At 40.4% G+C, this 26,392-nt stretch carries 20 protein-coding genes; 11 read left to right on the plus strand and 9 right to left on the minus strand.

What is annotated here, in order from left to right; genetic code table 11:
• Nucleotides 1–5: 5 nt before the first annotated feature.
• From LV83_RS11480 to LV83_RS11520, 9 genes are all read right to left on the minus strand, one after another.
• Nucleotides 6–1,103, minus strand: a complete 1,098-nt coding sequence (locus LV83_RS11480; protein WP_111611679.1) for a DUF4837 family protein — start codon at nt 1,101–1,103, stop codon at nt 6–8.
• Between the two features lie 122 nt (nt 1,104–1,225).
• Nucleotides 1,226–2,614 (minus strand): LysM peptidoglycan-binding domain-containing protein, encoded by a 1,389-nt coding sequence (locus LV83_RS11485; protein WP_111611680.1) that lies wholly within the window; start codon nt 2,612–2,614, stop codon nt 1,226–1,228.
• A 13-nt stretch (nt 2,615–2,627) separates the two neighbouring features.
• The gene (gene gatA, locus LV83_RS11490) at nt 2,628–4,055 is read right to left on the minus strand and encodes an Asp-tRNA(Asn)/Glu-tRNA(Gln) amidotransferase subunit GatA (RefSeq protein WP_111611681.1); all 1,428 of its coding nucleotides are present in this window, start codon (nt 4,053–4,055) and stop codon (nt 2,628–2,630) included.
• An 18-nt stretch (nt 4,056–4,073) separates the two neighbouring features.
• Nucleotides 4,074–4,274, minus strand: a complete 201-nt coding sequence (locus LV83_RS11495; RefSeq protein ID WP_086501145.1) for a Sec-independent protein translocase subunit TatA/TatB — start codon at nt 4,272–4,274, stop codon at nt 4,074–4,076.
• Between the two features lie 112 nt (nt 4,275–4,386).
• Nucleotides 4,387–5,634: a murein hydrolase activator EnvC family protein gene (locus LV83_RS11500; protein ID WP_111611682.1), complete on the minus strand. Its 1,248-nt coding sequence runs from the start codon at nt 5,632–5,634 to the stop codon at nt 4,387–4,389.
• A gap of 5 nt (nt 5,635–5,639) precedes the next feature.
• A complete protein-coding gene (locus LV83_RS11505; protein WP_111611683.1) occupies nt 5,640–6,380 on the minus strand; it encodes a DUF4292 domain-containing protein in 741 nt (246 codons plus the stop codon).
• The gene (locus LV83_RS11510) at nt 6,373–8,100 is read right to left on the minus strand and encodes a tetratricopeptide repeat protein (RefSeq protein ID WP_111611684.1); all 1,728 of its coding nucleotides are present in this window, start codon (nt 8,098–8,100) and stop codon (nt 6,373–6,375) included. The genes LV83_RS11505 and LV83_RS11510 overlap by 8 nt, the downstream gene beginning before the upstream one ends.
• Before the next feature lie 159 nt (nt 8,101–8,259).
• A complete protein-coding gene (locus tag LV83_RS11515) occupies nt 8,260–9,765 on the minus strand; it encodes a polysaccharide biosynthesis C-terminal domain-containing protein (RefSeq protein WP_111611685.1) in 1,506 nt (501 codons plus the stop codon).
• Nucleotides 9,766–9,780: 15 nt separating this feature from the next.
• Nucleotides 9,781–10,566 (minus strand): enoyl-CoA hydratase/isomerase family protein, encoded by a 786-nt coding sequence (locus tag LV83_RS11520; RefSeq protein ID WP_111611686.1) that lies wholly within the window; start codon nt 10,564–10,566, stop codon nt 9,781–9,783.
• Between the two features lie 213 nt (nt 10,567–10,779).
• Here LV83_RS11520 and LV83_RS11525 point away from each other — a divergent pair, with 213 nt between their 5' ends.
• The 11 genes from LV83_RS11525 to LV83_RS11575 all read left to right on the plus strand — a co-directional run bounded on the left by LV83_RS11525 (nt 10,780) and on the right by LV83_RS11575 (nt 26,338).
• On the plus strand, nt 10,780–12,231 hold the full coding sequence (locus tag LV83_RS11525) for an NADP-dependent isocitrate dehydrogenase (RefSeq protein WP_111611687.1): 1,452 nt from the start codon (nt 10,780–10,782) through the stop codon (nt 12,229–12,231).
• 281 nt (nt 12,232–12,512) lie between these two features.
• Nucleotides 12,513–13,802, plus strand: coding sequence for a glycosyltransferase family 4 protein (locus tag LV83_RS11530; protein ID WP_111611688.1), 1,290 nt, complete (start codon nt 12,513–12,515; stop codon nt 13,800–13,802).
• Nucleotides 13,783–14,868: a DegT/DnrJ/EryC1/StrS family aminotransferase gene (locus tag LV83_RS11535; RefSeq protein WP_111611689.1), complete on the plus strand. Its 1,086-nt coding sequence runs from the start codon at nt 13,783–13,785 to the stop codon at nt 14,866–14,868. The genes LV83_RS11530 and LV83_RS11535 overlap by 20 nt, the downstream gene beginning before the upstream one ends.
• A gap of 8 nt (nt 14,869–14,876) precedes the next feature.
• Nucleotides 14,877–16,016: a DUF819 family protein gene (locus LV83_RS11540; RefSeq protein ID WP_111611690.1), complete on the plus strand. Its 1,140-nt coding sequence runs from the start codon at nt 14,877–14,879 to the stop codon at nt 16,014–16,016.
• A 117-nt stretch (nt 16,017–16,133) separates the two neighbouring features.
• The gene (locus LV83_RS11545) at nt 16,134–16,730 is read left to right on the plus strand and encodes an RNA polymerase sigma factor (protein ID WP_111611691.1); all 597 of its coding nucleotides are present in this window, start codon (nt 16,134–16,136) and stop codon (nt 16,728–16,730) included.
• Nucleotides 16,731–16,940: 210 nt separating this feature from the next.
• Complete coding sequence (locus LV83_RS11550; protein ID WP_111611692.1) at nt 16,941–17,897, plus strand: FecR family protein; 957 nt, start codon at nt 16,941–16,943, stop codon at nt 17,895–17,897.
• A gap of 43 nt (nt 17,898–17,940) precedes the next feature.
• A complete protein-coding gene (locus LV83_RS11555) occupies nt 17,941–21,480 on the plus strand; it encodes a SusC/RagA family TonB-linked outer membrane protein (protein ID WP_245947039.1) in 3,540 nt (1,179 codons plus the stop codon).
• An 11-nt stretch (nt 21,481–21,491) separates the two neighbouring features.
• Entirely contained in the window at nt 21,492–23,009 is a 1,518-nt protein-coding gene (locus tag LV83_RS11560) for a SusD/RagB family nutrient-binding outer membrane lipoprotein (RefSeq protein ID WP_111611694.1), read from the plus strand.
• Between the two features lie 60 nt (nt 23,010–23,069).
• A complete protein-coding gene (locus tag LV83_RS11565; RefSeq protein WP_111611695.1) occupies nt 23,070–24,002 on the plus strand; it encodes an RraA family protein in 933 nt (310 codons plus the stop codon).
• Between the two features lie 24 nt (nt 24,003–24,026).
• The gene (locus LV83_RS11570; protein ID WP_111611696.1) at nt 24,027–25,301 is read left to right on the plus strand and encodes a mandelate racemase/muconate lactonizing enzyme family protein; all 1,275 of its coding nucleotides are present in this window, start codon (nt 24,027–24,029) and stop codon (nt 25,299–25,301) included.
• Between the two features lie 62 nt (nt 25,302–25,363).
• Nucleotides 25,364–26,338: an RraA family protein gene (locus LV83_RS11575; RefSeq protein WP_111611697.1), complete on the plus strand. Its 975-nt coding sequence runs from the start codon at nt 25,364–25,366 to the stop codon at nt 26,336–26,338.
• Nucleotides 26,339–26,392: the final 54 nt, after the last annotated feature.

The following is a 26,392-nucleotide window of genomic DNA, read 5'->3' on the forward strand; positions in this document are numbered from 1 at the left end:
GGGTTTTAGGCCCCCTGGTCCTCCTTCCAACTCACATCAGTGTTCAGAAGAATGGTCTCTATTTCTCTGAGGGCATCTCTGTGTATTTCATTTGGATAAAATACGAACCCTTCAATGTAATAAAGTTTTCCTTTTTTCTGATCAATCATGAGGTAACCAAGATAGGATCCACCCATGCTTATGTTGTTGGTTTTCCAGGCGCCTCTTATTTCTGTGGTAAAATTATCATTAATCACCATGTTTCTGAAAGCAGGCGGGATTTGTTTTTCAGATACTACATAGGAAGTCGTGTCCTCAGGATCACCAAAAATATGTTCTTTCGTGATGGAGTCTCTGAGTTTGAGGATGTTTGCAGGGAAAGTTTGCTCTTCTGAAGTATACTCTGTCTCATAGAAAAATAAACTTATATCCGCTCGATTTCCACTAGGTGTAATTTGTCGTACCCATAAAAAGTCATCTTCTGACTTGGCAACCTGATAGGATGCTGGGACATTGATCTCAATTCCAAGATTCTCTCTCGCTTCTACTGCGGCAGCAGAATTTTTCCTTGCTAGTATTATTTTTTCCAATCTGCCTCTTTCTCTTACTTCAAAGAGATTTTGAAGTCGACTTCCATTTTTCTTTAGATTCTCTACAAGTTGTTCTTCTGTATTACCAAACAAATAAAGCACTTCCTGTCCGATTGCATATTCATCTTCCATTCTTAAAGAATAGATTTCAGGATCATTCATTGCCTTTTCCTTGGATTCCTTTGAGAATTGCGCATTAATTGCTTGACTGGCAGATCCTTTGTCGTCAAAAGTTGTAACGTAAATTAGGTTTGTGGACATTTTGAGCATACGAGTCATGGCTCTAGGGTCCACCGTGTTCACTTTGAACTTTGCTTCTGAGCGGATCATTCCCGGGATATCAGATTCGAAGATTTCTTTTAGCTGATCACCAACTGGTCCTGCCCACTTAACAGAGTCTATTACTAGGATGATTTCCCCTATGGAGCCTCTTGCTTTTGGCTTTGAACTGTCTGCGCCTGTTCCGTCGGATTCACAGGACGTAAACACAATACCCATAACTAGGGCTATGAAAATGGATGAAAAGGTTTTCATTTTTGGTCGTTTGATTCTTGGATAGGGTAAATTAATGACATCAGAACATTTATCCTTATTTAGGACTGAATATTGCCATTACTTAAAAAAAATTAACAAACTAGAGCAAAATCTGGTCGGAATTAGCCAATAATTAGCTTCTGACCAGGCTTAATATTATTTGAATTCAAGTTGTTCAAACGCTTTATTTGTTCCACGGTGAGGCCTTCATGTTTTCTGGAAATAATCCAAAGAGAATCTCCCGGCTGAACTATATAAGTGGTTTGTCCAGAGGCATTTGTTTGCGTAGTAGCAATATTTCCGGACATTCCAGAATTTATTCTCAAAGTCTGTCCAACCCGGATGAGGTTTGAAGATAGATTATTCCAAGATTTTATTTGAGTTACTGTGACTCCGTGCCTTTGTGCAATTGAACCTAAGACATCTCCAGATCTAACTCTATAAACAGTACTATTTTGCTTAATTTCTTGAGCTAGCGCTTCTACTGATTGAACCTGGACATTAGACGCAAGTAGGATAGTGGGAGCATTGTTAAGAGAATCATTCAACCAAGCTAGATTTTCTTTAATGTATGGTACTTTAGTCCTAGGGATTCGAAGAGCCATGCTTTTATTACTTTCAGGTAATCTTGTGTTTTTTATGGCCGGATTTAGCGTCTTCAAATCTGATACACAAAGATTTGTTAACTCAGCTAATTTGTCTAAACTCAACGCTCTGTCAAAACGAATTTTCTCATATTCAACCACATATGTGGGGTCTTCTGGAAAGAAATTATGTTCTTCAAGGTGATTTAAGATATATAGCATGGCTTGAACTTGAGGAACGTAGCTCCGGGTTTCACGAGGCAAATAATTATAAATACCCCAAAAAGTTTTCTTGCCTCCGGATCTACGGATTGCTTTTCTCACGTTGCCAGGTCCACAATTGTACGCAGCCATCGCTACTTCCCAATCACCGAACATTCGATAAAGTGACTTCAAATATTTGGCAGCTGCCTCGGTAGAAAGCTCCGGATCCATTCTATCATCTACCTCGCTGTTGGTATTCATTCCGTACATTCTGCCTGTCGCTGGCATAAACTGCCAAAGCCCCATCGCACCTACGCGAGATCGGATCTGAGGATCGAGTCCAGATTCAATAATTGATAAATATTTGATCTCAAGCGGCATTTCATGTTTGGTCATCATTTCATCAAACATTGGGAAAAACAGCTCTTTTCTAGCCAAGACCATTTTGGTATAGTCTCTATTTCTTACAGTAAAATACTGTATGAATGAAAAAATGCGATCGTTGAGTTCAAAGGACATTTCATGATCCATTGCTTTTACGCGCCGATCGATATCGTCATAAGTAAAATCTGGAATGTACTCGTAATGGTAATTAGGAAGAACTTCCTCATCAAGTAGGGGAGCGGCAGCTATAGATTCATCATCCTGAGAAAAGGCTTTGGACAGTGGGATCAAACATGTGATAAGCGCAAGTGTGAAAATTCTGAACAAAGATTTTTTCATTGGAATATTGGGTTTATGATGTTAATTCGGTCAAGTAGTTACTGAAAGCGTATAGTTCTGCCTCTTTGAAAGAGTTACAAATCACTTGTAATCCTATCGGCATTCCATTCTCATCTTTCCCATTAGGAAGAGAAATAGACGGGACTCCAGAAACTGAAGCTTGCACTGTAAAGAGATCTTCCAGATACATCGCTACCGGATCACCACTATGCTCACCAAACTTAAACGCAGTGGATGGCGTAGTCGGCATAATAATATAGTCAAATTCATTCAAAAGATTTTCTGTAAAATCTTTTATTAACCTTCTGACTTTCTGTGCTTTGGTGAAATATGCATCATAATAGCTAGCACTTAGCACAAACGTACCTAGCATAATTCTTCGCTTTACTTCTTCTCCGAATCCCTCACTTCTAGTCAGCTTATACATACTTTCTAGATTATGTGCATTTGGGGTTCGGTATCCATATTTCACGCCATCAAATCTTGATAAATTGGAACTTGCCTCTGCAGTAGTAAGAATATAATAAGTTGGGAGGATAAAATCAAGCAATGGGAACTCTACTTTTTCTACTTGATGGCCTTCAGATTTCAATTTATCCAATACTGCTAATGTGTTGGCTTTGATTTCTGACTGAAGAGCAGGAGATTCAATTGTCTCTTTTAGATAGGCTACTTTTGCCTTTTTATCAAAATGCAGAAGTTGGCTGTAGGGCAAAACAGATTTTCTTGATGAAGTGCTATCGTAATCATCATGGCCAGCCATTATTTCCATGACCAGCGCATTGTCTTTCACAGTTCTGGAAAAAACGCCTATGCAGTCAAATGAAGAAGCATAAGCAATCAAACCCCAACGAGAAACCCTCGAATAAGTAGGTTTCATTCCTATTACTCCGGTAAAAGCTGCAGGTTGTCTTACAGATCCGCCTGTATCTGTTCCTAAAGAAATTGTGCAAAGGTTGGCTTGCACGGCAACTGCAGAACCTCCAGAAGATCCACCTGGCACTCGAGATTCATCTACAGCATTCAAAACTTTCCCATGGGCTGAATTCTCATTTGAACTACCCATTCCGAATTCATCACAATTGAGCCGGCCAATTACAATAGCATCCTCGTCGAGCAATCGTTGGACGGCTGTGGTGGTGAATTGGGATTCGAAACCTTTAAGGATTTTGGAAGATGCATTGGATTCATGGCCTGCGTAGCAAAGAACATCTTTGATACCGATAACCATTCCGGCAAGTTTACCGGCATTTCCATTGGCAAGTTTTTCATTAATGAGGTCCGCTTGGTCTAAAGCGGATTGCTCATAAACTTCGACGAAGGCGTTTAGATGCGCCTTCGTCTGAATGTTTTTAAGATAATATTGGACTATCGCACGACAGTCTGTTTCCTTCTTTTCGAGCGATTTTTTTATTTCGTCGAATGAGATGAATTTTTCCAATTTTCTTGGCTTAAGAGATTACTTTTTCTTGTCGTCTTTCAGACCTTCCTCTAAGTCGTTCTGAATGTCCTTGGTAGCATCTTTAAATTCTCTGATACCACGGCCAAGGCCACGAGCCAATTCAGGTATTCTTTTAGCACCAAACAATAGAAGGACGACCAATACGATCAGTATGATCGAGCCACCGCCCATGTTTTGAATGAAACCTAATGTAGTCATGATGGTGTGTGTTTAAGGGTAAATGTGGATACAAAGATATAACTGTGATCCGCTTACACAAAGTTCAGCGGGAAAGCAGTCCATCTTTTTTATGAATATACGCAATTCTCTGCTACTTGGATGTTAGCCATGCAGAGGGATTCATTACAGATAGACCTTTCCAAGTTTGAAAATGTACTTCTGCTTCTCCGTCAGCACCTAAGGCAACTTGACCAATTACGTCTTTTGCGCTTACAGTTTGACCCGATTTTACAGTAATGGTTTTCAACTTACTATACATGGTATAATATTCTCCATGTTTGATGATTACCGTTCCGCCAAATCCAGGCATGGTGGTGATTTTAGTAACTGTGCCATCAAAAACAGCTCTTACGTTAGAATTGGGCTGAGTACGGATATCTATCCCATCACTTTCCATCGTAATCCCTTTAAGAGTAGGGTGTGGGTAGGTACCATATCCCTGAGATACAAAACCTGTTTCCACTGGCCAAGGAAGTCTACCTTGATTACCTGCAAATGATTTTGATAATGCAGCAACTTCTGGCGTCATCGGCATACTACTACCAGTTGATTTGGTAGCTGTGCTATTTTCTTTTTTAGCAGCTGCTTCAGCTCGGCGAATCTCATCCTCGATCACCTGCTTGATCATTTTATTGAGCTGATCCTGTTGTTTCTTAGTCGCGGTGATCTGTTTTTTTATCTCTTGTTCTTTAGAAGTGAGCGTATTGACAAGGCCTTGTTGGGTTCGCTTCATTTTGTCAAGCTCTGCTCGTTCTTTTTGCTCTTCGGCAAGCACTTTTTCTTTTTCAGCTTTTTTATTGTCCAATAGGGCGCGCTGATCAATGAGTTCTAAGCTTAATTTCTCAATTTGGGCTGCTTGTTGTTTTCGGCTATCGGTGTATTGTTTCAAATACATTAACCTAGAATAAAGCTGATTGAAATTGGCAGAGCTGAAGACAAAAGAAACTATAGAAAGACCTCTATTGAGCTTGGAAGCATTATAAATCATCCGGCCGTATTCGGCTTTCAACTCCTTTAGCTGTACTTCTAAGCTTTCTATTTTATCCTCCGTTTCATTTATCTCCTGATTGATTAGCTTCACTTCTCGGTCAAGTGTATTAACAAGACGAGTTTGAGTTTGAAACTGTCTGGTTACAGCATTTAGTTCACCTATGGAGTTTTTCTTTGTAGCAGTGGTTTGCTTTAAGATTTTATCAAATTCCAATAGTCTAGCCTGTACTTCAGCTTTCTGCTTTTCTAGTTCTTCACGTGTTTTTTTTGTTTGGGCCGCTACGTCCACAGCTGTAAAAAACACGAATCCAATCAGAAGGCTAAATGGAATTAGAAATTTGCGAAACATGCAATTCAAAATTTGAAAGGGAAGCTAAGTGGGGCTGAATATGGATCAACTGAAGTCCATTCCACATTGATGATGGTGTTTTGTCCACCTTCTGGCAGTTGATATGCAAGTTTATAGAGAACTTCAAATGGAAATGGCTTGGAGTCTATATCCTGAAAAGTGGAGTAGCTGGCAAGTAATGAGCCGCGATCATCAAGTGAATTACTCACTAGCTCTGAGACTTTTCTGTAATTGACATCGACTTTGGAAAAGTACCTTACTTTGTCCCGAACTTGGGTAAGCTCAAAAGATTTACCTACTCTCACAAGTCTGTCTTTGTAATCTACTTGGTGAGGAGGATTGGCAAAAAGCACATTTTGGAAAATATCCAATGATAATTTAAGTCCATAAACTGCCTCGAATTCGGTAAAGGTTAGGTTGACATCTTCCTTACCGATTCTGTCTTTGATCTGAATTTTATCCTGAGTGATGAGCCCTCTTACAGCCTCCATTCCCATTCCGGGAGAAATGACAAACCATAATACGGAATCCTTTTTTGCGCGAAGGTTTAAACTACCGCGAGTGATTTTGCCTGATTCTTCCTCGATCACTACTTTGGCTTTCGCACTCATGTAGTTATAGTCAGTGTAAATAGGGGAGAAATCTTCCATTTTCCCATCTGCCTGATAGACTATCGTCTTTTTGGAGCAGGAGAAAAGAAGGCCGAGACCTATGACGAGCACAATTCCTGCAAAAAGTTTATTCATGGTATTTTCCCTCTTTAATTTTTTGTGAAAGTTTATCAGAGGCCTCAGGACTTCCTTCGGCTTTTTTCCAATAACTCAAGGCTTCATTCTTTTTACCCAGATGAAATAAAATATCTCCGTAATGTTCAAGCATGACACCACTTGGTTGTGTTTCATGCATCATCGCTAAGTCCATATATTTCTTTGCTCCTTCGTAGTCTTCCATCTGAAAAAGAACCCAAGCATGCGTATCAAGGAAAGTGCCATTATCTGGAAATCTCTGAACAACTTTATCAGACATCGTCTTTGCCTTCTCTAAATTCTTCTTCTCTAATGAAAGGAAATAGGAATAATTGTTTAGGACTTGCTCGTCATTAGGGTTGAGCTCCAGTGCTTTATCAAAATTCCTGAAAGCCTCTTCTTTTTCTCCCAAGTTATAAAGAGAATTTCCCAGAGAACCGAAAGCAACTTGGTCTAGCTGAGGGTTTTTATTAGCGTTTAGTTCGATCGCTTTATTAAGAGATACAACGGCTTCTTCATCATTCTTTTGAGCAGATTTTACTACACCATCATAGAACCAGAATTCTGGATTTTGCGGGAATTCATCCACACCTAAAACTGTGAATTTCTCTAATTCCTTGAAATCTGCATCTTCACCAAAAGACCCTAAAATCACCTGCTCAAGTAAAGTAGCATTCTTCGGATTGATCAAAAGTGACTTTTTGAAGTACTCTATTCCTTCTTTATTCTTTTGCTCAAGCATTCTTCGCTGACCCAAAGCAGCGTAGATATCCGCATTTTCAGGGGTGGATTTTGCCATTAAAGTTTCCAAACTATCCAGGAGGGTTTCTCTTTCCTGAGTTTTGATTTCAGTTAAAATACTAGAAAAAGCTTTGGATTTGACTTCTGGATCAAGATCGGCGCTGGCGAAAGCAGAATACAGATATTGGTTGGATTTTTCTATTTCGCCCTTGTCCTTTAAAAGCGTGTGGGCTGCCATTTGCAATTCAGGCTGACTTGGGTACTTTTCGATCTCTTCAAAAACTAAACCCAATGCCTGATCTACCCTATTGTTATTGTATAAAATCTCAACCAGATTCATGACATAGGAAGGGTTTCCAGGTCGAGCTTCAACTAGTTTTTTACCTTCTTCTATTGCTTTGCTCAGGTTGTTTTTACTCAAATAGATCCGCTGCTTCTGAATAGTAATTGGCTCCATTATACCATAAAACTCTTCCGCCCGATCCAATACAATTAGTGCTTTATCTAACTCTTTCTCGTTCAAGTAAATAGATGCTAGATCTAGGTTATATTGTTGATTGTTTTCCCCGTCAGCAGTTAATCTTTCTAAGATTTCTGCAGCTTTAAGTGGCTGCTTTAGATTAGTATAGATCTCAGCGACCATCAGAGCGTAATACTTGTTTTCGGGATCTAGTTCAGCAGCTCTGGTCGCATACGACATCGCTTTTTCTGCTTGATTCGCTTTTACTAGAATCTCTGCAATTTTATAATGAATAGCAGGAGCATCAGGTGAAAACTCCATAGCTTTCTGAAAGTAAAAAAATGCCTTTTCCAAATCATTAAGCACGAGGTTCTTTTCACCTTCGATGAAATAGCGGGTGCCTTGAGATTCATTCAATTGTGCCTTTCGCTCTTTTTTTGAAAGCTTTTCTTGCGAGAAACTTGCCGAGGAGCTGAAAGCAACAAGTAGAAATAGGAGGATTGTTGTTTTGAAATTCACAGTAAATACGGTCTGCAGCTTGAATTAACAAACATAATGCCTTTTATGCAATTAGCGTTTGTTTGTAAATAAGTATGAAATACTTAAAGCGATTTTTGGGTCGTTTGGTTTGCTAACGATAATTACTTCATAAATGATCCCAAACAATAAAATTAAATACTATGGTTTCTTACTTTTTGGTAAGTAGGACATTATCTGGTCTTTTTCCAGCAAGAAGATAAGCCCAATGTAAAGTAAGATCAGGCCGTTTTTCATAAAGAAATTCAATGCAGTAACGCCCAGATTTAAATAAAACCCCAAATAACTTATTGCAAAAGAGACTAACAAATAAAAGGCGCCTTTTGCCGTCTGATAAGGGATTGGGTAATATTTTTGACCATAAAAATAGCATAATAGACACATCACAAAATAACAGGAAATCGTACTCAGCGCTCCACCCATGTATCCCCAGATCGGCACGAAAACAAAGATAATTGCAATGGTGATTATCGCTCCAACCAACGTGATCCAGAAACTGTATTTGGTCTGATCAGTGATTTTGAACCAAATAGAGAGGTTGAAATAGATGCCGAGAAGTAGGTAGCCCATTAAGAGGGTTGGTACTATAAAAAGTCCTTCTTCATATCCGGGTTGTCTTAAAAAAAGTGGCCCCATCCATTCCAGATTTACGGAAATAGCAATCATTAACACGGTGCAAAACAGAATGAAAGCATGCATCACTTTGGCGTACAACAAAGGAGAATTCTTGTCCTGTGATTGCTTGAAAAAGAATGGCTCTGCAGCATATTTAAATGCCTGAATCACTAAATTCATCAAGATCGCGAGCTTGAAATTGGCGCCAAAAACTCCCCCGGCTTCCCTTGCCGAGAGTCCAGCATAGAAATTTGGGGGAAGTACATATTCGAATAAGAATCTTGAAAACAACTCATTCGTGACTCCTGCTAATCCCATGAAGAGTAGCGGGATGGAATAGGTCCACATGGGTTTGATGATCTTTCCATCCAATTGGAATTTGAAAACACCAGCTTTCCACCAAACGAATGGGATTATCAACCCATTTGCAAAAAGATTTGAAAGCAAAATATACTCAACTCCCCAATCTGATCTATAGCCGAGAAAACCTGGTGGGATTGTACCATTTGAAATCAAATACGGAAAGCCGATGATAAGAAGGAGATTGAAAAATATATTAAGCAGGATGTTTAGAATTTTGGTTCCAGCGAAGATCAAGGCTTTGTTTTCTAAACGGAGCTTAGCAAAAGGAATAGCAAGAATCGCATCAAAAGACAAGATCAATGCTGTCCATCTGAATAAATAGGCCTGCCCTGGATATTCCAGCCATTCAGCTAACCAAGGTGCCAGTAGATACAGTCCCGATCCTAAAAGGAGCGTGCTCGTGATGAGCATGGACTGGGTTGTATTATAAACTTTATTTGAGTCTAGATTCTTACCGGTTGCGAATCTGAAAAAAGTGGTCTCCATCCCGTAGGTGAACACAATATTCATAAATCCTACCAGCGCATAGATACTCGTGAACGAACCCATTGCCTCTTTGCTGAGGTATTCGGTATACACGATAATCATTAAAAAATTAATAGATCGACCGAGAATACTACTCAGTCCATAAACTGCGGTTTGTCCAGCTAGTTTTTTGAAATTACTCATTCAGTGTCAAGGAGCTTATTCTCCTTTGAAATGCGGCTGTCTTTTTTCGAGAAAAGCGGACGTTCCTTCTTTGTAATCCCCAGATTTCACGCATCTGGCAAAGCTATTTGCTTCTGTCTGAAAGCCATTTTCGTCAGGAATAAATGAGGAATTCACACAGTCTATGATCATGCCAATAGCCAGTGGTGCTTTGCTTAAGATTTTGGAAATAATTTCTTCCGCCTTTGCCAACGCTTCATCTTTGGTAGGAAGTATATGGTTCACAAGCCCGAGAGATTTCGCTTCTTCGGCACCAATCATATCGCCAGTCATCATGAGTTCGTTTGCTTTTCCCCTGCCAATTAAAATAGTCAAACGTTGAGTTCCTCCGTATCCTGGAATGATCCCTAAATTGACTTCTGGTTGACCGAATTTTGCATTAGCTGTAGCAATTCTCATATGGCAAGCCATAGCCAATTCGCAGCCTCCACCGAGGGTATAGCCGTTGGTAACGGCGATTACAGGCTTGTGGCAATTCTCTATCATGCTGAATATTTCCTGACCGTTTTCAGCAAATTTTCTGGCATTCACTTCATTCAAGGTGGCAATCTCACTGATGTCGGCGCCAGCTATGAAGGCCTTTTCTCCAGATCCTGTGATGATCACCGCTTTGATCTCTTTGTTGTCCGAAACTTCTTCAAAAATTGTCCTTAGCTCCTCTAAAGTCTCAAAATTCAATGCGTTCATTTTGTCTTCACGATTGATGGTCAAGTGAAGCACTCCACCTTTCACTTCAGTCAGGATGTTTTTGAAATCAGCCATAATTTATCGTTGGGTATAAAAACAAATATACAAGTAGGGTAGTCATTCCCAAACTGGGGATTGGGAAAATGCTTAACCTAAGGTAAAGGATTATTACCCCTTTTGTAATTAAAGCCTAGATATTGTGGATTTTGTCCTAGGTCAAAAACCTGCTTCCACATTTTTATTTACTTTTGTTCAAAATCAAATTTTAACTAAATCCACTATATTAATATGTCTTCCAAAAGAAAAATTACAGTTGCCTATGGTGACGGGATCGGTCCCGAAATCATGAAGGCTACACTGGCGATCCTCGAAGCTGCTGGAGCTCAACTTGAATACGATGTAATCGAAATCGGAGAGCAAGTTTACCTCAAAGGAATCAGTTCCGGTATGGAACCGAACGCTTTCGAGTCGTTAAGAGAAACAAAAATTTTCTTGAAGGCACCGATTACTACTCCTCAGGGAGGTGGTTTTAAATCACTAAACGTGACCACACGAACCTCATTTGGCTTGTATGCGAACGTGAGACCTTGCAAAGCTTTTTCGCCATTTATTAAGACTCATTTCCCTAAGACAGATCTAGTAATCATCCGTGAGAATGAAGAGGATTTGTATGCAGGTATCGAGCACAGACAGACTCAGGAAGTGTTCCAGTCTTTGAAATTGATTTCAAAACCTGGCTCTGAGAAAATCATCCGATATGCTTTTGAATACGCTAAAAAATACGGTCGCAAGAAAGTGACTTGTATGACTAAAGATAACATCATGAAGCTTGCTGATGGACTTTTTCACAAGACGTTTGATGAGATCGCAAAGGAGTATCCAGATATTAAAAATGATCACAAAATCATCGATATCGGAACGGCTTTGATTGCAGATAGACCAGAGACTTTTGATGTGATCGTAACGCTTAACCTATACGGAGATATTATTTCCGACGTAGCAGCGCAGGTGACCGGTTCTGTAGGGCTCGGTGGCTCCGCAAATGTGGGTGAAGAAGTAGCGATGTTCGAAGCTATTCACGGTTCTGCTCCTGATATCACGGGAATGGGTATTGCGAATCCATCTGGCTTGCTAAATGGAGCAATTATGATGTTGGTTCACATTGGTCAGCCTGAAATTGCCGAGAAAATCTCTAATGCTTGGATGAAGACGTTGGAAGATGGAATTCACACAGGTGATATCTATCAGGAAGGCCTTTCTACCAAGAAAGTTGGTACCGAAGAGTTTGCAAATGCAGTGATCGAGAGAATCGGTCAACTTCCTTCTACGATGGTTCCGGCTGAGTTTGATAAGGATACCACGCCTATGAATGTGTTTGTATCTCCAGTGAACAAAGCTAAAAAAGAGCTTATCGGCGTTGATGTATTCGTGGATTGGGATGAGTCAGGTAGAGATCCTCAAGTATTGGGCGAAAAGCTTCGTAAAGCAAATGCTGATGGACTCCAATTGACCTTGATTACCAACAGAGGAATTAAAGTATTCCCTGACGGAATGCGTGAGTCTTTCTGCACCGACCACTGGAGATGTAGATTCCAGAATGCCGAGCAAGGAACGATCACACATGCACAAGTTCGAGAATTGCTGAAGCAAGTAGAAGAACTTGGTTTTGACTTTATCAAAACTGAAAACTTATATTCTTTCGACGGCGTGCGAGGCTATTCTCTTGCTCAAGGCGAATAAGGAAATTGGGGATTTAAGATTTCAAATTTGAAATTTATTCCAGCTTTAGGTCCAAGTCTTCAGACTTGGACCATTTTTTTGCAGTTTCCTGATTACAGTAGGAAGTCTGAAAATTCAAATGACACAAGTTGCGGCACAAGTCTGAAGACTTGCGCCAACTCGGGTTTACTACTGCGACAGTATACTGCGACCGAATACTGAAACTTCGACTCAATGTTTCTGCTCTTATTTGATTTTATGGCCTGCTACTTGGTACTTTAGACTTAGGACATGGTACACTTATGAAGAAACGAGTTTTAATAATCACCTATTATTGGCCTCCGAGTGGAGGGTCTGGCGTTCAGCGTTGGCTGAAATTTGCTAAGTATCTACCTGAAGCTGGTTGGGAGCCCGTGATTTTTACACCTGAGAACCCTGATTTTGACCTGAAGGATAAAACGCTGGAAAAGGAAATTTCCAAAGACCTGGAGGTAATGAAATTCCCGATCTGGGAACCGTATCAACTTTTGGATCGAATTCGAGGCAAAAAAGAATCACATCCGGGAAGGGTTCTGGAGCAAAAAGAACAAAGTTTTATAGAGAAAGCAGCCATCTGGCTCAGAGCAAACCTGATGGTTCCTGATCCCCGGGTTTTTTGGGTGAAGCCATCCGTAAAATTCTTAACTGAATTGATTGAAAAGGGACAATTTCAAGCAATCATCACCACAGGACCGCCGCACTCCATGCATTTAATTGGGAGAGATCTAAAGCGAAAAACTGGAGTTTTCTGGCTTGCAGATTTTCGTGATCCCTGGTCTGAGTGGGAATTTCTAGATAAGCTTCCTATGCAAAATCGAGTGCGGGCCAAGCATAAGAAACTGGAACAAGAGGTTCTTTCTGAAGCAGATGCTGTCACTACTATTTCTCCGACTTTTCAGCATGATTTGGAGAAACTGGCCAGTCGAAAAATCAACTTGATTACCAATGGTTTTGATGACTCTGATATACCTCAGGGATTTTCTGTGGGAGAGAAAAAAGCCGGCAGTTTGCACCTGGTATATACAGGGATAATTGATTCAATCAGAAATCCCATGCCTTTGCTGAAAGCTATGAAAGAAGAGTTTTCTAAGGAGAAGGGTGAGGTGAAATTTACCTTTGTAGGGAGAGTTAGTGACCAAGTTCGTGAGGAAATTGCTTCGGATTCCTGGCTTTCCGCTCATGTGAATTTTGCAGGATATGTTTCTCACCAGGAAGTTTTTGGTTTCTACGAGAAAGCAGATGCCTTGGCCTTGATTCTGACCAATACCAAAAATGCGAAGGGTAATATTCCAGGAAAACTCTTCGAATACATGGCGACGACCTTGCCGATTCTTGCTCTCGGAGATGCAGATGGAGATTCTGCTAAAATTGTGCAAGAGGCTGGAGCTGGTAAAGTGTTTTCTCATTCCGATCATGTGGCGATTCAAGTTAGTTTGAGGGAGCTTTTTGAGCGAAGTGGGAAATGGGAATCAGCTACTGGAATTGAGCAGTATTCCCGAAAAAATCTAAGTTTTCAATTAGCCAAATTATTGGATGAAGGTTCCCTTTCTTGATCTCAAAAGAATGGATGAAGAGCTGAAAAATGCTTTGAAATCCAAGTTTGCAGAAATGCTCGATAAGGGAAATTTTTCTGGAGGAGAGGAGGTACAAGCTTTCGAATCTCAAATTACAAATTACCTCAATTCTACATTTTCTATTGCCTGTGCAAATGGAACGGATGCATTGGAACTTGCGCTGCGAGCATTGGGAATAGGGAAAGGCGATGAAGTAATTATTCCTGCGATGACTTGGGTTTCCACGGCTGAAGTGGTGGTGATGGTTGGGGCAAAACCAGTTTTTTGGGATACAGATGAAAATGGGCTTTTGGCTTCGGATTGGGAAAAGGCGATTACGCCCAAAGCTAAGGCTGTGATTCCTGTTCACCTCTATGGAAAGCTGGTGGATATGGAAAGCTTGGTGCGAAAAGCCAAACTGCATAAGCTTTTCGTCATTGAAGATGGGGCTCAGTCTTTCGGTTCTTTTCAAAATGGGAAAGCTGCCGGGACTTTTGGAGATGTGGGATGCTTGAGTTTTTATCCAACCAAAAACTTGGGTGCATTGGGTGAAGCAGGAATGTGCTTGACAAATGACCAAGAATTGAACGATCGAATAAAAATGCTGCTTAATCACGGGCAAGAGATTCGTGATAAACATGACCTGGTAGGGAGAAACAGTCGCATTGATTCTATACAAGCTGGTTTTTTAAATGTGTTTATGCAGCGTTTTGGATCGTTTCAAACTACTCGAAAAAGGCTTGCACAAATGTATTTGGACGAGCTTTCGTCAATTGATCGTTTGAGTCTTCCATTGGATATTTTGCAACAAGATCATAATGCGCATCTTTTTGTGATTCAAACTGATCGTAGAGATGAATTGAAAAAGTTTCTTTTGGAAAGGGGAATTGGAACAGCAATCCATTATCCGCATATTTTGCCTGATATGGAGCCTTTTCGAAGTAAAGGGGAATTCGATAATGCTCGAAATCTTAGCGAAAGAGGGCTTTCCCTGCCTTTAAACCCTTGGATGAAGGACGAAGAAATAGAAAGTATAGTTAAATCTATTCAAGACTTTTTTGCCTAATTTCCACTATGACTTGGACTCAAGACCCAATTTACGTCAGTGGAATGCTTTGCATGATTGTATTGCTCTCTGTTTGGCTTGCAAAATTCAAAGGATGGAAAACTATCGGTACCCCTATTTTAGTGATTCTGATTGCGGCAGTTGCAGCAAACATTGATATCATTCCTACTGCAACAAACGGTAATCCGATTTATACTGGAGTTTTTTTATACCTGGCGCCAATGGGGATTTTTATTGCTTTGCTGGAAGTTGACCTTAAAAGTCTTAAGAAAGCTGGAGGACCAATTTTATTTATGTTCGGAATTGGTGGATTGGGAACCATAATCGGAGTTCTTGTTGCTTGGTTTTTAGTGAAGCCAGCTACGGAAATAGGAGATATGGCAAATGCAATTGCCGGTATGTACACTGGTACATATATAGGTGGAAGTATAAATTTCAATGCAGTTGCGCTGAGTTACCACGTGAATGAAAATGCTGATTTGTATGCTGCTAGTACGGTAGTTGACAATTTGATAGGAACGCCATGGATTATTGCTACGCTGATTTTACCTAAGTATTTGCAGACTTTATTTCCTAGAAAAAAGTTGCTTCCGGCTGGAAATGAAATTCAAAAGTTAAAGAAAGAAGAATCTGTAAGTATTCCTGGGCTGGCTGCAATACTCGGTTTGGCTTTGTTGGCGATGGCATTTTCTAAGCTCGTATTTCAGTTTTTTCCACAAATCCCTGAAATTATTACACTCACTACAGTTGCTTTGATTTTGGCTCAGCTGCAATTCATCAAAAAATTATCAGGTACTCATACCATTGGTTTTTTTCTAATACTCCTTTTTTTGGCGACGATTGGGACACTTTGTGATCTGAGCACCTTGTCTGGATTGGGTGAACTGGCAGGCACATTGATTCTTTTTGTGACGGTGATTATAGTGCTTCATGGATTAGTGATTTTTGGGGTGGGAGCATTATTGAAAATTGATTGGGATGTGATAGCAGTGGCTTCGCAGGCAAATGTTGGTGGGAATACCACTGCGCTTGCCTCAGCAGAGAGTTTGAACCGTCCTGATTTGCTTATTCCGGGAGTCTTGGTAGGAAGTCTTGGGAATGCATTGGGTACTTATGCAGGTTTTTTTATAGCTGGCATACTTGGGTAATTGGAATTGGTGATTAGGTGGTTTTTTTGCTCTGCACAATATATAAAGGAAGTCTTTGATATGTATTAAAAAACTTACTACCTTGAATCGGAATTTTACAGTAATAAAATTTTGAATATGGGTAGTCCAGTTAATCTATTTATTTCAAGAAGCCAAAAAACTGACTTGAGGACTAATTCTGACGATGTTGCCCTGTGGCAAAGCGTCCGAAAGGGGAATGATCTCGCTTTTTCTAACCTATATCAGCGATTTTCTAATTTACTTTTCAATTACGGTATGCATTTTTGCTATAACCGGGAGTTAGTTAAAGATTGCATTCAAGAGTTGTTTACCAACATTTGGAATCGAAGGGAAACACTAACTGAAATAGATTCTGTAAAACACTACCTTTTTACATCATTTCGAAACCTGCTAATCCAACATATCAATAGAAACCGAAAGCTTTTTACGGATTCAAATGAAAATGATGAGTTTTTAGATTTCGATCTTTCTGTTGAGGACGAACTTCTTGCTCAAGATTTCATGAAAGAGAACGAAAAGAAAATTATAAATGGATTGACTAAAATATCAAAGCGCCAACGTGAGATATTAATATTAAAATTTTTCAATGATCTAAGTTACGCTGAGATAGCAAGTATCATGTCCATCACTCCAGCGGCTGCACATAACCTCATGTCAAAAGCGCTTCAATGTATGAGGGTTGTGCTGAGATAACTTCCCGAATCTTCCCTTCTAAATCATTCAATTTTTTTTTAATCCACTTTAATTCAGTTTTTTAGTTTGGTTCTCAAACTTTCTTTGAAAAAAGTTTAGAAAAAATGATGAGGTTTTAATCTTCAGTCACTCTTATAGGTATTAACCAAAAGAGTAGCTGTGAATCATCTTTCATCTGAATACGATAATTTTTTTACAAATGACTTTGTCATGGATCCATTTTTTAAAGAATGGGTACTCTATGGTGACTCAACTCATGAGGAATTTTGGAAGGCTTGGAAAAAAGCTAACCCAACCAAAGTACCGATGATCGAAGAAGCAAGGAAATTGGTTTTGGATCTAGATAAGTCTAAGTTTGAGATGAAGCCAAGAGAATTGTTTGATGTTTGGAGTGCAATTCAAGCTGATATCAAGCCAACTGCAGTGCAAAAGCCGGTTGTTCAGCAAAGAAAAGTTTGGCCACTTGCCTTGGCAATTGCTTCCTTTTCATTGATCCTTGTGACTTGGATTTGGTTTGATTCCCCTAAGGAAATCGAGTACCAAACTGCCTTCGGAGAAACCAAAGAAATTACACTCCCAGATAGTTCTAAAGTTATTCTCAATTCTAATTCGAAATTGACTTTTGTCGACAATTGGGAGGGCCAGACTGCCAGAGAAATATGGATCGAAGGCGAGGCATTTTTTAGCGTAGTCCACAAGAAAGATCATCAACCTTTTAAGGTTTTAAGTTCCCAAAATGTAGCAATAGAAGTACTCGGGACAGAGTTTAATGTGTATAACCGATCGCAAGAGACAGAGGTAGTGCTTACCTCAGGCATGGTGACCCTCAGCTTTCCAGTAAAAGATAAGGAAGGAAAAATCCTGATGAATCCGGGCGATTTAGTGGAGTTTAAAGAAAGTAAGTTTCAACGAAAAAAGGTGAACACATCACTCTATACCTCCTGGAAAGACAAGGTCTTAAACTTGGATGAAACCAGTTTAGGTGAAATCATCACAATGGCCAAAAATAATTATGGAATTGAGATAGAATTTGAAGATGAGGAAATGCTAATGCAGACAGCATCGGGCTCTATGCCACTAAGTGACGCTGCAAATTTTATGGATCAAGTTTCCAAAATCTTCAATATTGAAATAGTAAACGAGCAAAATAAGTATCTGATTAAGTAACCCAAAATGAAGTATTCCCCAAAAAACCTGAACCCAGTTTACAATGAGAAAGTTTGTACTATTATTATGTATGAGCTATTCGATTTCTTGGTTTGCATCAGCGCAAGTCGAGGGTTTGATAGCATCGGAAAAGAACCTAGACACCTATTCGTCTAGGAGTGAAAACAGAGACCTCAAAGAGGTTCTGACACAATTCGAGAATAAGTTTAAAGTCTCGATAGCGTACAAGGATGAATTGGTTCAATCAAAAAGAATCAAATCGTCAAAATCTTCTTTTAGTTCTGTAGAGGAGGGATTGAAAGTAATCCTGAAAGAAACAGGACTCAGCTATGAAAAAGCTGGAGAGAATTTTTATGTGATATTTCAAAACAAATCCAGTCTAGCGGCTAAAGATCCCATTTTGAATAATATCCTCAGTTCTGCTGCTGCTCCTTCTTCTGAGGGAAGAACCTCCGCTTCAAATGCGAGAATTTCTCGAAATGCTATTTCAAAACTTGAGCGAAGAAGGATAGAGATTACCGGTAGAGTGACCGACGAAAATGGGATGGGTTTTCCGGGAGTTAATATTCTTCTCAAAGGAACCTCAACAGGTACTGTTTCTGGAAACAATGGAAACTATTCAATTAATGTTGAGAGCGAAACATCTGTCCTGGTTTTCTCCTTTGTAGGATATCTCAATCAAGAAGAAGTGGTTGGCAATCGGTCCGTAGTAAACATCAGCATGCAAGTGGATGCTAGCGACTTGGAAGAAGTTGTGGTAACTGCCCTAGGAATCGAGAAATCAGCAAAAAGTCTTGGATACGCTACATCAACAGTGAAGTCTGATGAGTTGACTATCAACAGGACGCCAAACGTGATGAATGCACTTCAAGGCAAAGTAGCCGGGGTAAGTATTTCAGCATTAGGCTCCGGTCCTGGAGGTACATCAAAAATCCGTATTCGTGGCCAATCCTCTATTTCGGGTCAAAATAATCCGCTCATCGTAGTGAATGGTGTACCTATTGATAATACCAACTTCGGTTCGAATCCTGGTAATAATGCTTCTGATAGTAGTATTGGCGTGCGTGGAGGAGGAAATACCTCTGATGGTGGTGATGGACTATCCAGTATCAATCCCGATGATGTACAATCTATGACTATTCTGAAAGGAGCTGCCGCCGCTGCATTATACGGTTCTCGCGCCAAAGACGGGGTTGTCATGATCACAACCAAAACCAAAAATGAAAGTCGAGGATTGGGAGTTACCTATAACCTAAACTACACGAACGAAGCTCCCCTTGATTTCACAGATTACCAATATGAATATGGCCAAGGTGAGCAAGGTGTAAGACCTACTACTCCAAATCCTACTTCAGGGCAATGGTCCTTTGGTGAGAAATTCGCTCCTGGCATGACTCAAATGCTATTTGATGGAGTAGTTGTTCCTTACGTTCCTGTAAGAGGTATAATCAATGATTTCTTTCGAAATGGTCAGAACGTGACTAACTCCATCACACTTGCTACCTCTGGCGAAAAGGGAGGTATGAGTTTGTCTTTTTCTGATCTGAATAGTAAGGGCATCGTCCCAAACAACACCTACAATCGAAAGACTATCAATTTGGGCTTTGCTTATGATTTGAGTTCCAAGCTCAGTTTCCGTGGAAACTTTAATTACTCTCACGAACAGAACGATAATCCTCCAAACATCGGTCAGCAGGATAATACAATCCCGGTTGCTCTTTACAATATGGCCAATTCAATGCCTCTGGATGTGCTTAGGGAAAATCGCTACGATGCAAATGGAAATGAAGCCGTGTATTCAAGATTTAGAAATCGTACCAATCCTTATTTCACACTTTCTGACCAGTTTCAAAATATTCGAAGAGACCGAATTTTTGGAAACATAGCGGTTAAATACCAATTGACTGACTGGTTATTTGTTCAAGGAAGAGTTGGACAGGATTTCTGGACTAGAGATCAGGATTATAATAACTTTCCAACTGGACAAGCATCTAGAGCACCAGCCCCAGCAGGTTTTGTAAATGGTGTTTACACCCAGGAGCAACGAAGATTCCGTGAGATAAACACAGACTTTTTGATCAATGCTAATAAGGAGTTTGGTGATTTTGGAATCAATGCAAATATTGGTGGTAATCACATGCAGAGAAGGTCTGACCTGAATAGTGTACAGGTGACCGACTTCGTAGTTAGAGATCTTTATACGGTTCAGAATGGAAGAGCAAAAGATCCTATTTATGACCTTAATGAGCGGGCCGTTAATTCAATCTACGGTTCTGCTGAAGTTTCTTATAAGGATATGCTTTTCCTAACTGGTACAGTTAGAAACGATTGGTTCTCCACGCTTTCAGAAGAAAATAGAAGTATTCTTTATCCTTCCCTTTCAGCTAGCTGGGTATTCACTGAGAATTTTGCTCAAAGCAGCTGGTTGAATTTTGGGAAACTAAGAGTAGCATATGCTGAGGTGGGAAGTGATGCCGATGTAGGAGCGTATTCCAATGTGCTATTTTATGGCATAAACAACAACTTGTTTGGAGGTCAGCCAGTAGGTGGACCTAACGGAAGCAACCTTCCAAATCCAAATTTGCGACCAATGCGAATTGGTGAAGCAGAAGTTGGATTAGAACTACGGATGTTCCAAGGCAAAGTGAGTTTGGACTTGGCGGCCTACAGAAAACTCACTACAGACCAGATTGTAAGTGCGCAGATCTCGGATGCTTCTGGATTTGTCAATACTTCTATCAACAGTGGTCAAAGTGAAAATAAGGGAATTGAAATGCTCTTAACCATTGTCCCTGTGGAGAACGATAATTTTACTTGGGAATTTTCCGCAAACTCTGCCTACAACAAAACCAAAGTTCTTAGCCTATTGACGGATAATCCTGGAGAGCGAATCACCGTAGGAACCCACGTTTTCAATGGAGAATTGAGACAAATCGTTGGTATGGAAATGGGGCAAGTGGCAGGCTTTGGCTACAGAAGAGATGATCAAGGAAGAAAAATCTTTGGTGCTAACGGGCTTCCACTTAGAACCACTGACCTTGTTAATTTCGGAAGTGCACTACCAAATTGGGTTGGAGGCTTTAATAACTCCTTCAACTATAAGGGAGTAATGCTGTCGTTCCTGATTGACTATAAGTTGGGAAATACTATGCTTTCCGGTACCAATTTTAATGCTACCAGACATGGTTTACATAAAATGACCTTGGAAGGAAGAGAAGGTGGAGTCGTAGGAGATGGAGTAAACGAAGCTGGTGAAATAAATACAGCAGTAGCGCCAGTGCAGTCCTATTGGGAAGTAGTTAGATCTCAAGCTTTAGTAGAGCCAGTGATCTATGATGGAGGTTATGTGAAACTTCGCCAAATCACTTTGGGCTATGATTTTACCAAACATTTACCTGAAAACCAGCCATTCAAATCGGTCAAGCTGAATTTCGTGGCAAATAACGTATTCATGATAAAGAAATGGGTTGATAATATTGATCCAGAATCATTCGGGTATTCTTCTGATAATTTGGTTGGTATGGAGTCCACGGGTCTTCCTTCTACCAGAGGTTTAGGTTTTAATCTTAATGTCAAATTCTAAACTATAAAGACATGAAAAAGATCTTAAATTATATATTCTTAGCGTCCATTCTGATGTATACATCAGCTTGCGACAGCAATTTCGACGAGCTGAATACGAATAAAGTTAGTGCTACGGCTATTGACCCGGCGTTTCAACTAAATGCAGCAATTGTTGGCTGCGCTTATCCAAACGGTACGCTGATATATGACATAGGCATTGTTCAACAGATTATATCGCCAAACTCCGGCGTACTTACAGGTGCTAATTTCAATCAAGATAATAGAAATGCAACTCAGGAACTTTGGCAGCGATATTATCGAGATGTGATCAAGAATACGAGAGATGTAATCAGTCAAGTCCAAGATGATCCGACCAGAGCTAATCTGCTAAACATGACACGGATTATTCAGGCATTTGCATTTATGGTTTTGACTGATGACTATGGAAGTATACCTTATTTCGAAGGCGGATTAGGCTATTCTCAGCAGGTATTTTTCCCTACATATGATTCTCAAGAAGTTATTTATGAGGACATCATCAAGGAATTGACTGAGGCTACAGCAGCTTTGAATCTTTCAGGAAAAATTGAAACTGCGGATATCCTGTATGGAGGGAATTTGAATAAGTGGAAAAGCTTTGGCAATTCGCTATTGCTGCGGGCTGGCATGAGGTTGAGTGCTGTAAATGCAACAAAAGCTCAACAGGTAGTTCAGGCAGCATTTCAGGGTGGAGTGATTCTTTCAAATGCCGACAATGCAAAAATTAACCATGATGCTAACTATTTGAATACAATTGGAAACTTATTGAATTCTACAGAGGCATCGAATTTCTATTTGACAGCTCCATTTGTGGATTATTTGAAAAGTAAAAATGACCCTCGCCTCTCTGCGATAGCAATCACTTATGTAGATGCTAAATCAGGTCCAGAGCAGACGGTGGCAGCTGGTACTTATGACGCTAGTGTACATGTAGGTATGCCAATGGGAAATGATAATGCTGGTGCGGTACAAGCTGCTGCAAATCTGGGCTTAACAAGCTTTTATGAATTTGCCCAAGCAGATAGAAGAAGACTTGCCAAAAATACAGCACCAAATTTCTTAGTTACAGCTTCACAAAACAACCTTCTTTTAGCTGAAGCTAGACAAAGAGGTTGGATTAGTTCAGGAGATGTCGAATCATACTATAACGCAGGAGTAAGGGCTCACATGGAACAGTTGGGTACGGTAGATGCTGCATCTTCTATTGCACCAGCGGCTGCAGATGCATATTTAGCAGCAAATCCATTTGATGCTTCTAAGGCGCTTGAAATGATAAATACTCAATATTGGGTATCATCATTTATGAATGGACCGGAGGCTTATGCCAATTTCCGAAGGTCTGGATTTCCTATCCTTACCACCAACCCTTTCCCAGGAAAAGAGGTTGATTTTATTAATCGGATAACTTATCCGAATTCAGAAATTTCGGTAAATTCTGAAAACGTGCAGGCTGCTATTTCAGCTAGTGGAGCTGATAATCTTGCAACGAAAGTTTGGTGGGACAAATAGAAATATGACCGAGTCTGGAAAATCCAGGCTCGGTTTTTTTGATTTTAGTTATATTCCAAAATGAACAAAACCTATATAACCCTTCTGTTTCTATTCTTTTTAGGGATAGATTCTTTTGCACAACAGATTTCCAAAGAGGAAATGCTCTTTCTCACCCAAGAATGGAAAGGAGAAAGATTTGATGATGGTCGCCCTAAAGTTTCTGATGACCTATTGAGGCGTATGAAAATCGTAACCCATGACGAAGCGTGGGCAGTGATGAAAAATGCAGGCTATAAATATCAATATGCCGAAGGCTGGGAAATGATCAACCCTGACAGCATTATGGTGGGGAGGGCTTTGACTGCCACTTTTATGCCTGGCAGACCAGACATTCATGGAGCTATAGATGCTCGTGGAAAGGCTGAAGGAAAAAAGGGTCAAAATGTCTGGCCGGTGGATTTGTTGGTGAAAGGCGATGTCTATGTAGCCGATCAATTTGGAATTCATGATGGAGGTCCGACGATTGGCGATAATGTAGGCAATGCAATTTTTGCCAATTCAGGCAACGGAATAGTTTATAACGGAGCGATCAGAGACATCGCCGGGCTCAAAGAAATCGGTGGGTTCACTTCCTATTTCCGTAGCTATCATCCTTCCCATCACAATCAACCTCGAGATTTGAATACCATGTTAATTGGCATCAATAAACCTACAAAAATCGGTCAAGCTACAGTGATGGCTGGTGATGTGGTTTTGGGTCGTGATGGAGCAGTATCCTTTATTCCTGCTCACTTAGTGGAGCAAGTGGTAGTCACTTCTGAAGTAGTGCGTCTGAGAGATATGTTTGGACATGAGAGGATTAGAGAGGGAAAATACACTGCTGGAGATATCGATACCAGATGGTCTGATGAGATAGAGAAAGACTTTTCTCAGTGGCTAGAATCCCATATAGATGAATTGCCAATAGCACGCGAGCAAATTCAAGAAATACTTAAAAACAGAACCTGGTAATATTTAATACAACCCATAAAACCTATGAAATCTAAGAATTCAAGAAGATCATTTCTACAAAAAAGTGCCGTAGCTGGACTGACTGGAGCTGGCTTAATGGGGACTTTTGGTGGACTAAATGAAGCCGTTGCCAAGCAAAATCCTTACTCTAATCCTTCTGACCTGAAAATCACAGATGTAAAATGCGGCTATGTGCGTGGGGCTGTATATGTTAAAATATACACCAATCAAGACGTCTGGGGCTGTGGAGAAGCAGTAGATGCTATCCAAGGCACTTACTACATGATTCAGAGGATGGGCAGACAGCTTCAAGGACAAAACCCACTTAACCCTAATCGTCTTGCAGAGCAAATCAGAAAAGGAGCTTTTTTTGGTGGCGCACAATCTGGCGTTTTTGTGGCAGTTTTGACTGCGATAGAGACAGCACTCTGGGATATTACCGGAAAAGTTTTTAATGTCCCTGTTTATCAATTATTGGGTGGGAAATTCAGAGATAAAATTCGTGTTTACTGCGATACAGCACTTTATACTTCCACCAATCCAACTCCAAATGATTATGCGCTAGCGGCGAGAAACGCCGTTTCCAGAGGCTACAATGCAGTAAAATTTGATGTTGATGACGCAAGAGATCCCAATAAATATGACCGTTTCAACTGGACGGCAAGTCCTTTGGAAATAGACAGAATGTACAATGCCATTGCGGCAGTACGAGAAGAGGTGGGGCCAAATATTGATATCTGTGTAGATATGCACGGGCGTTACGACGCGATAACGGGAATGAAAATGGCGAAAGCTTATGAGCCGTTAAACTTGATGTTCTTGGAAGAACCAATTCCTGCCGATAACCCGGAAATGTATAAGCACATCACTCAGGAGACTAGCACTCCGATCTGTGCTGGTGAGAATATTTACCTCGCCTACGGTTTTACAAAACTATTGTCAGACGGAGCATTGAATATTATTATGCCTGATTTGCAAAAAGCAGGTGGACTCGGAGAAGGACAACGAATAGCAAACCTAGCTAACCTTTATTATGTGCCTTTTTCTCCACACATGGTTGCTTCTTTCTTAGGAGCAATGGCGAGTTGCCATGTCTGTGCCTCTGTGCCTAACTTCCAGATCATGGAGTGGCAAATCTATATGGACACTGATGATTTATGGAAAGACATAGTGACTTATGATGGCCCAAGAACAGAAAACAGCTTTATCACAGTCTCTGAGAAACCTGGAATCGGTGTAGAAATCAACGAGGAAGGGATGAAAAAGCATGCAGTCCCAGGCATTCCATTCTTTGAGTAATCAGTTAAAATTTTTTCTTCAGTGAGATATAGTGAAGGAAAAAACCTAAATCCAAAATACCAATGAACCCAAATTCAAACCCCCAAAAAAGCATCAAGACTTCGCTCTTGATCGGCGCTTTTTCTTGTCTCTTTTTACTGCCAAATACAGAGTTGAAAGCCCAAAATGTGGGCGCTTCTCCCGAATACATCAAAGCCTTAACTGCTGAATGGACTGGCGAGCGATTTCCTGATGGAAGACCTAAAGTCTCTGATTCAATTTTGGAGCGCCTGAAAAATATCTCCATAGAAGAAGCTTGGGGAGTTTTGCGCAACAAAGGATATCAGAACCAATATGAAGGCGATTGGCAAATCATGCTTCCTGATGAAGCGATGACTGGTCGGGTAGTGACTGCTCAGTACATGCCACTGCGACCAGATTTGGAAAAGCAGGTGAAAGATCAGGGAGTAGAAAAAGAAGGTAGATCCCCTAAGGGAGGGACGAATTCTTGGCCTATTGATATTCTCACAAATGGGGATGTGTATGTTGCTGATGGCTATGGTAAAATAGTAGATGGAACGCTGATCGGTGATAATCTCGGAAATGCCATCTATGCCAAATCCCAGCGAGGCGTGGTCTTTAACGGTTCTGTTCGTGACCAGGAAGGTCTTTCTGAAATCGAAGGCTTCAATGCATGGATGAAAGGACAAGATCCATCCTACATTCAGCAAATGATGCTTACTTCTATCAACAGTCCTATTCGGATTGGCAGAGCTACGGTGCTCCCGGGAGATGTAGTTTTAGCAAAGAAATACGGGGTGATTTTTATCCCAGCCTATCTGGTGGAGGAGCTTGTTTTGACCTCTGAAGTAACTGGCTTACGCGACGAGTTTGGGCATCAGAGACTTCGGGAAGGAAAATATCTTGCGGGACAGATCGACAGCCAATGGACCGAAGAGATAAAGAAGGATTTTCTTAACTGGTTAAATAATTACCCTGGTAAGCTTCCCATGACCAAACAGGAATTGGACGATTACCTGAAGGAAAGAAATTATTGAGATCTCATGTAGGATCTATGATTTCCCATTTCAAAATCAAAGAAAAGACCTCAG

This window comes from Algoriphagus yeomjeoni, from assembly GCF_003259505.1.
GTDB lineage: Bacteria > Bacteroidota > Bacteroidia > Cytophagales > Cyclobacteriaceae > Algoriphagus > Algoriphagus yeomjeoni.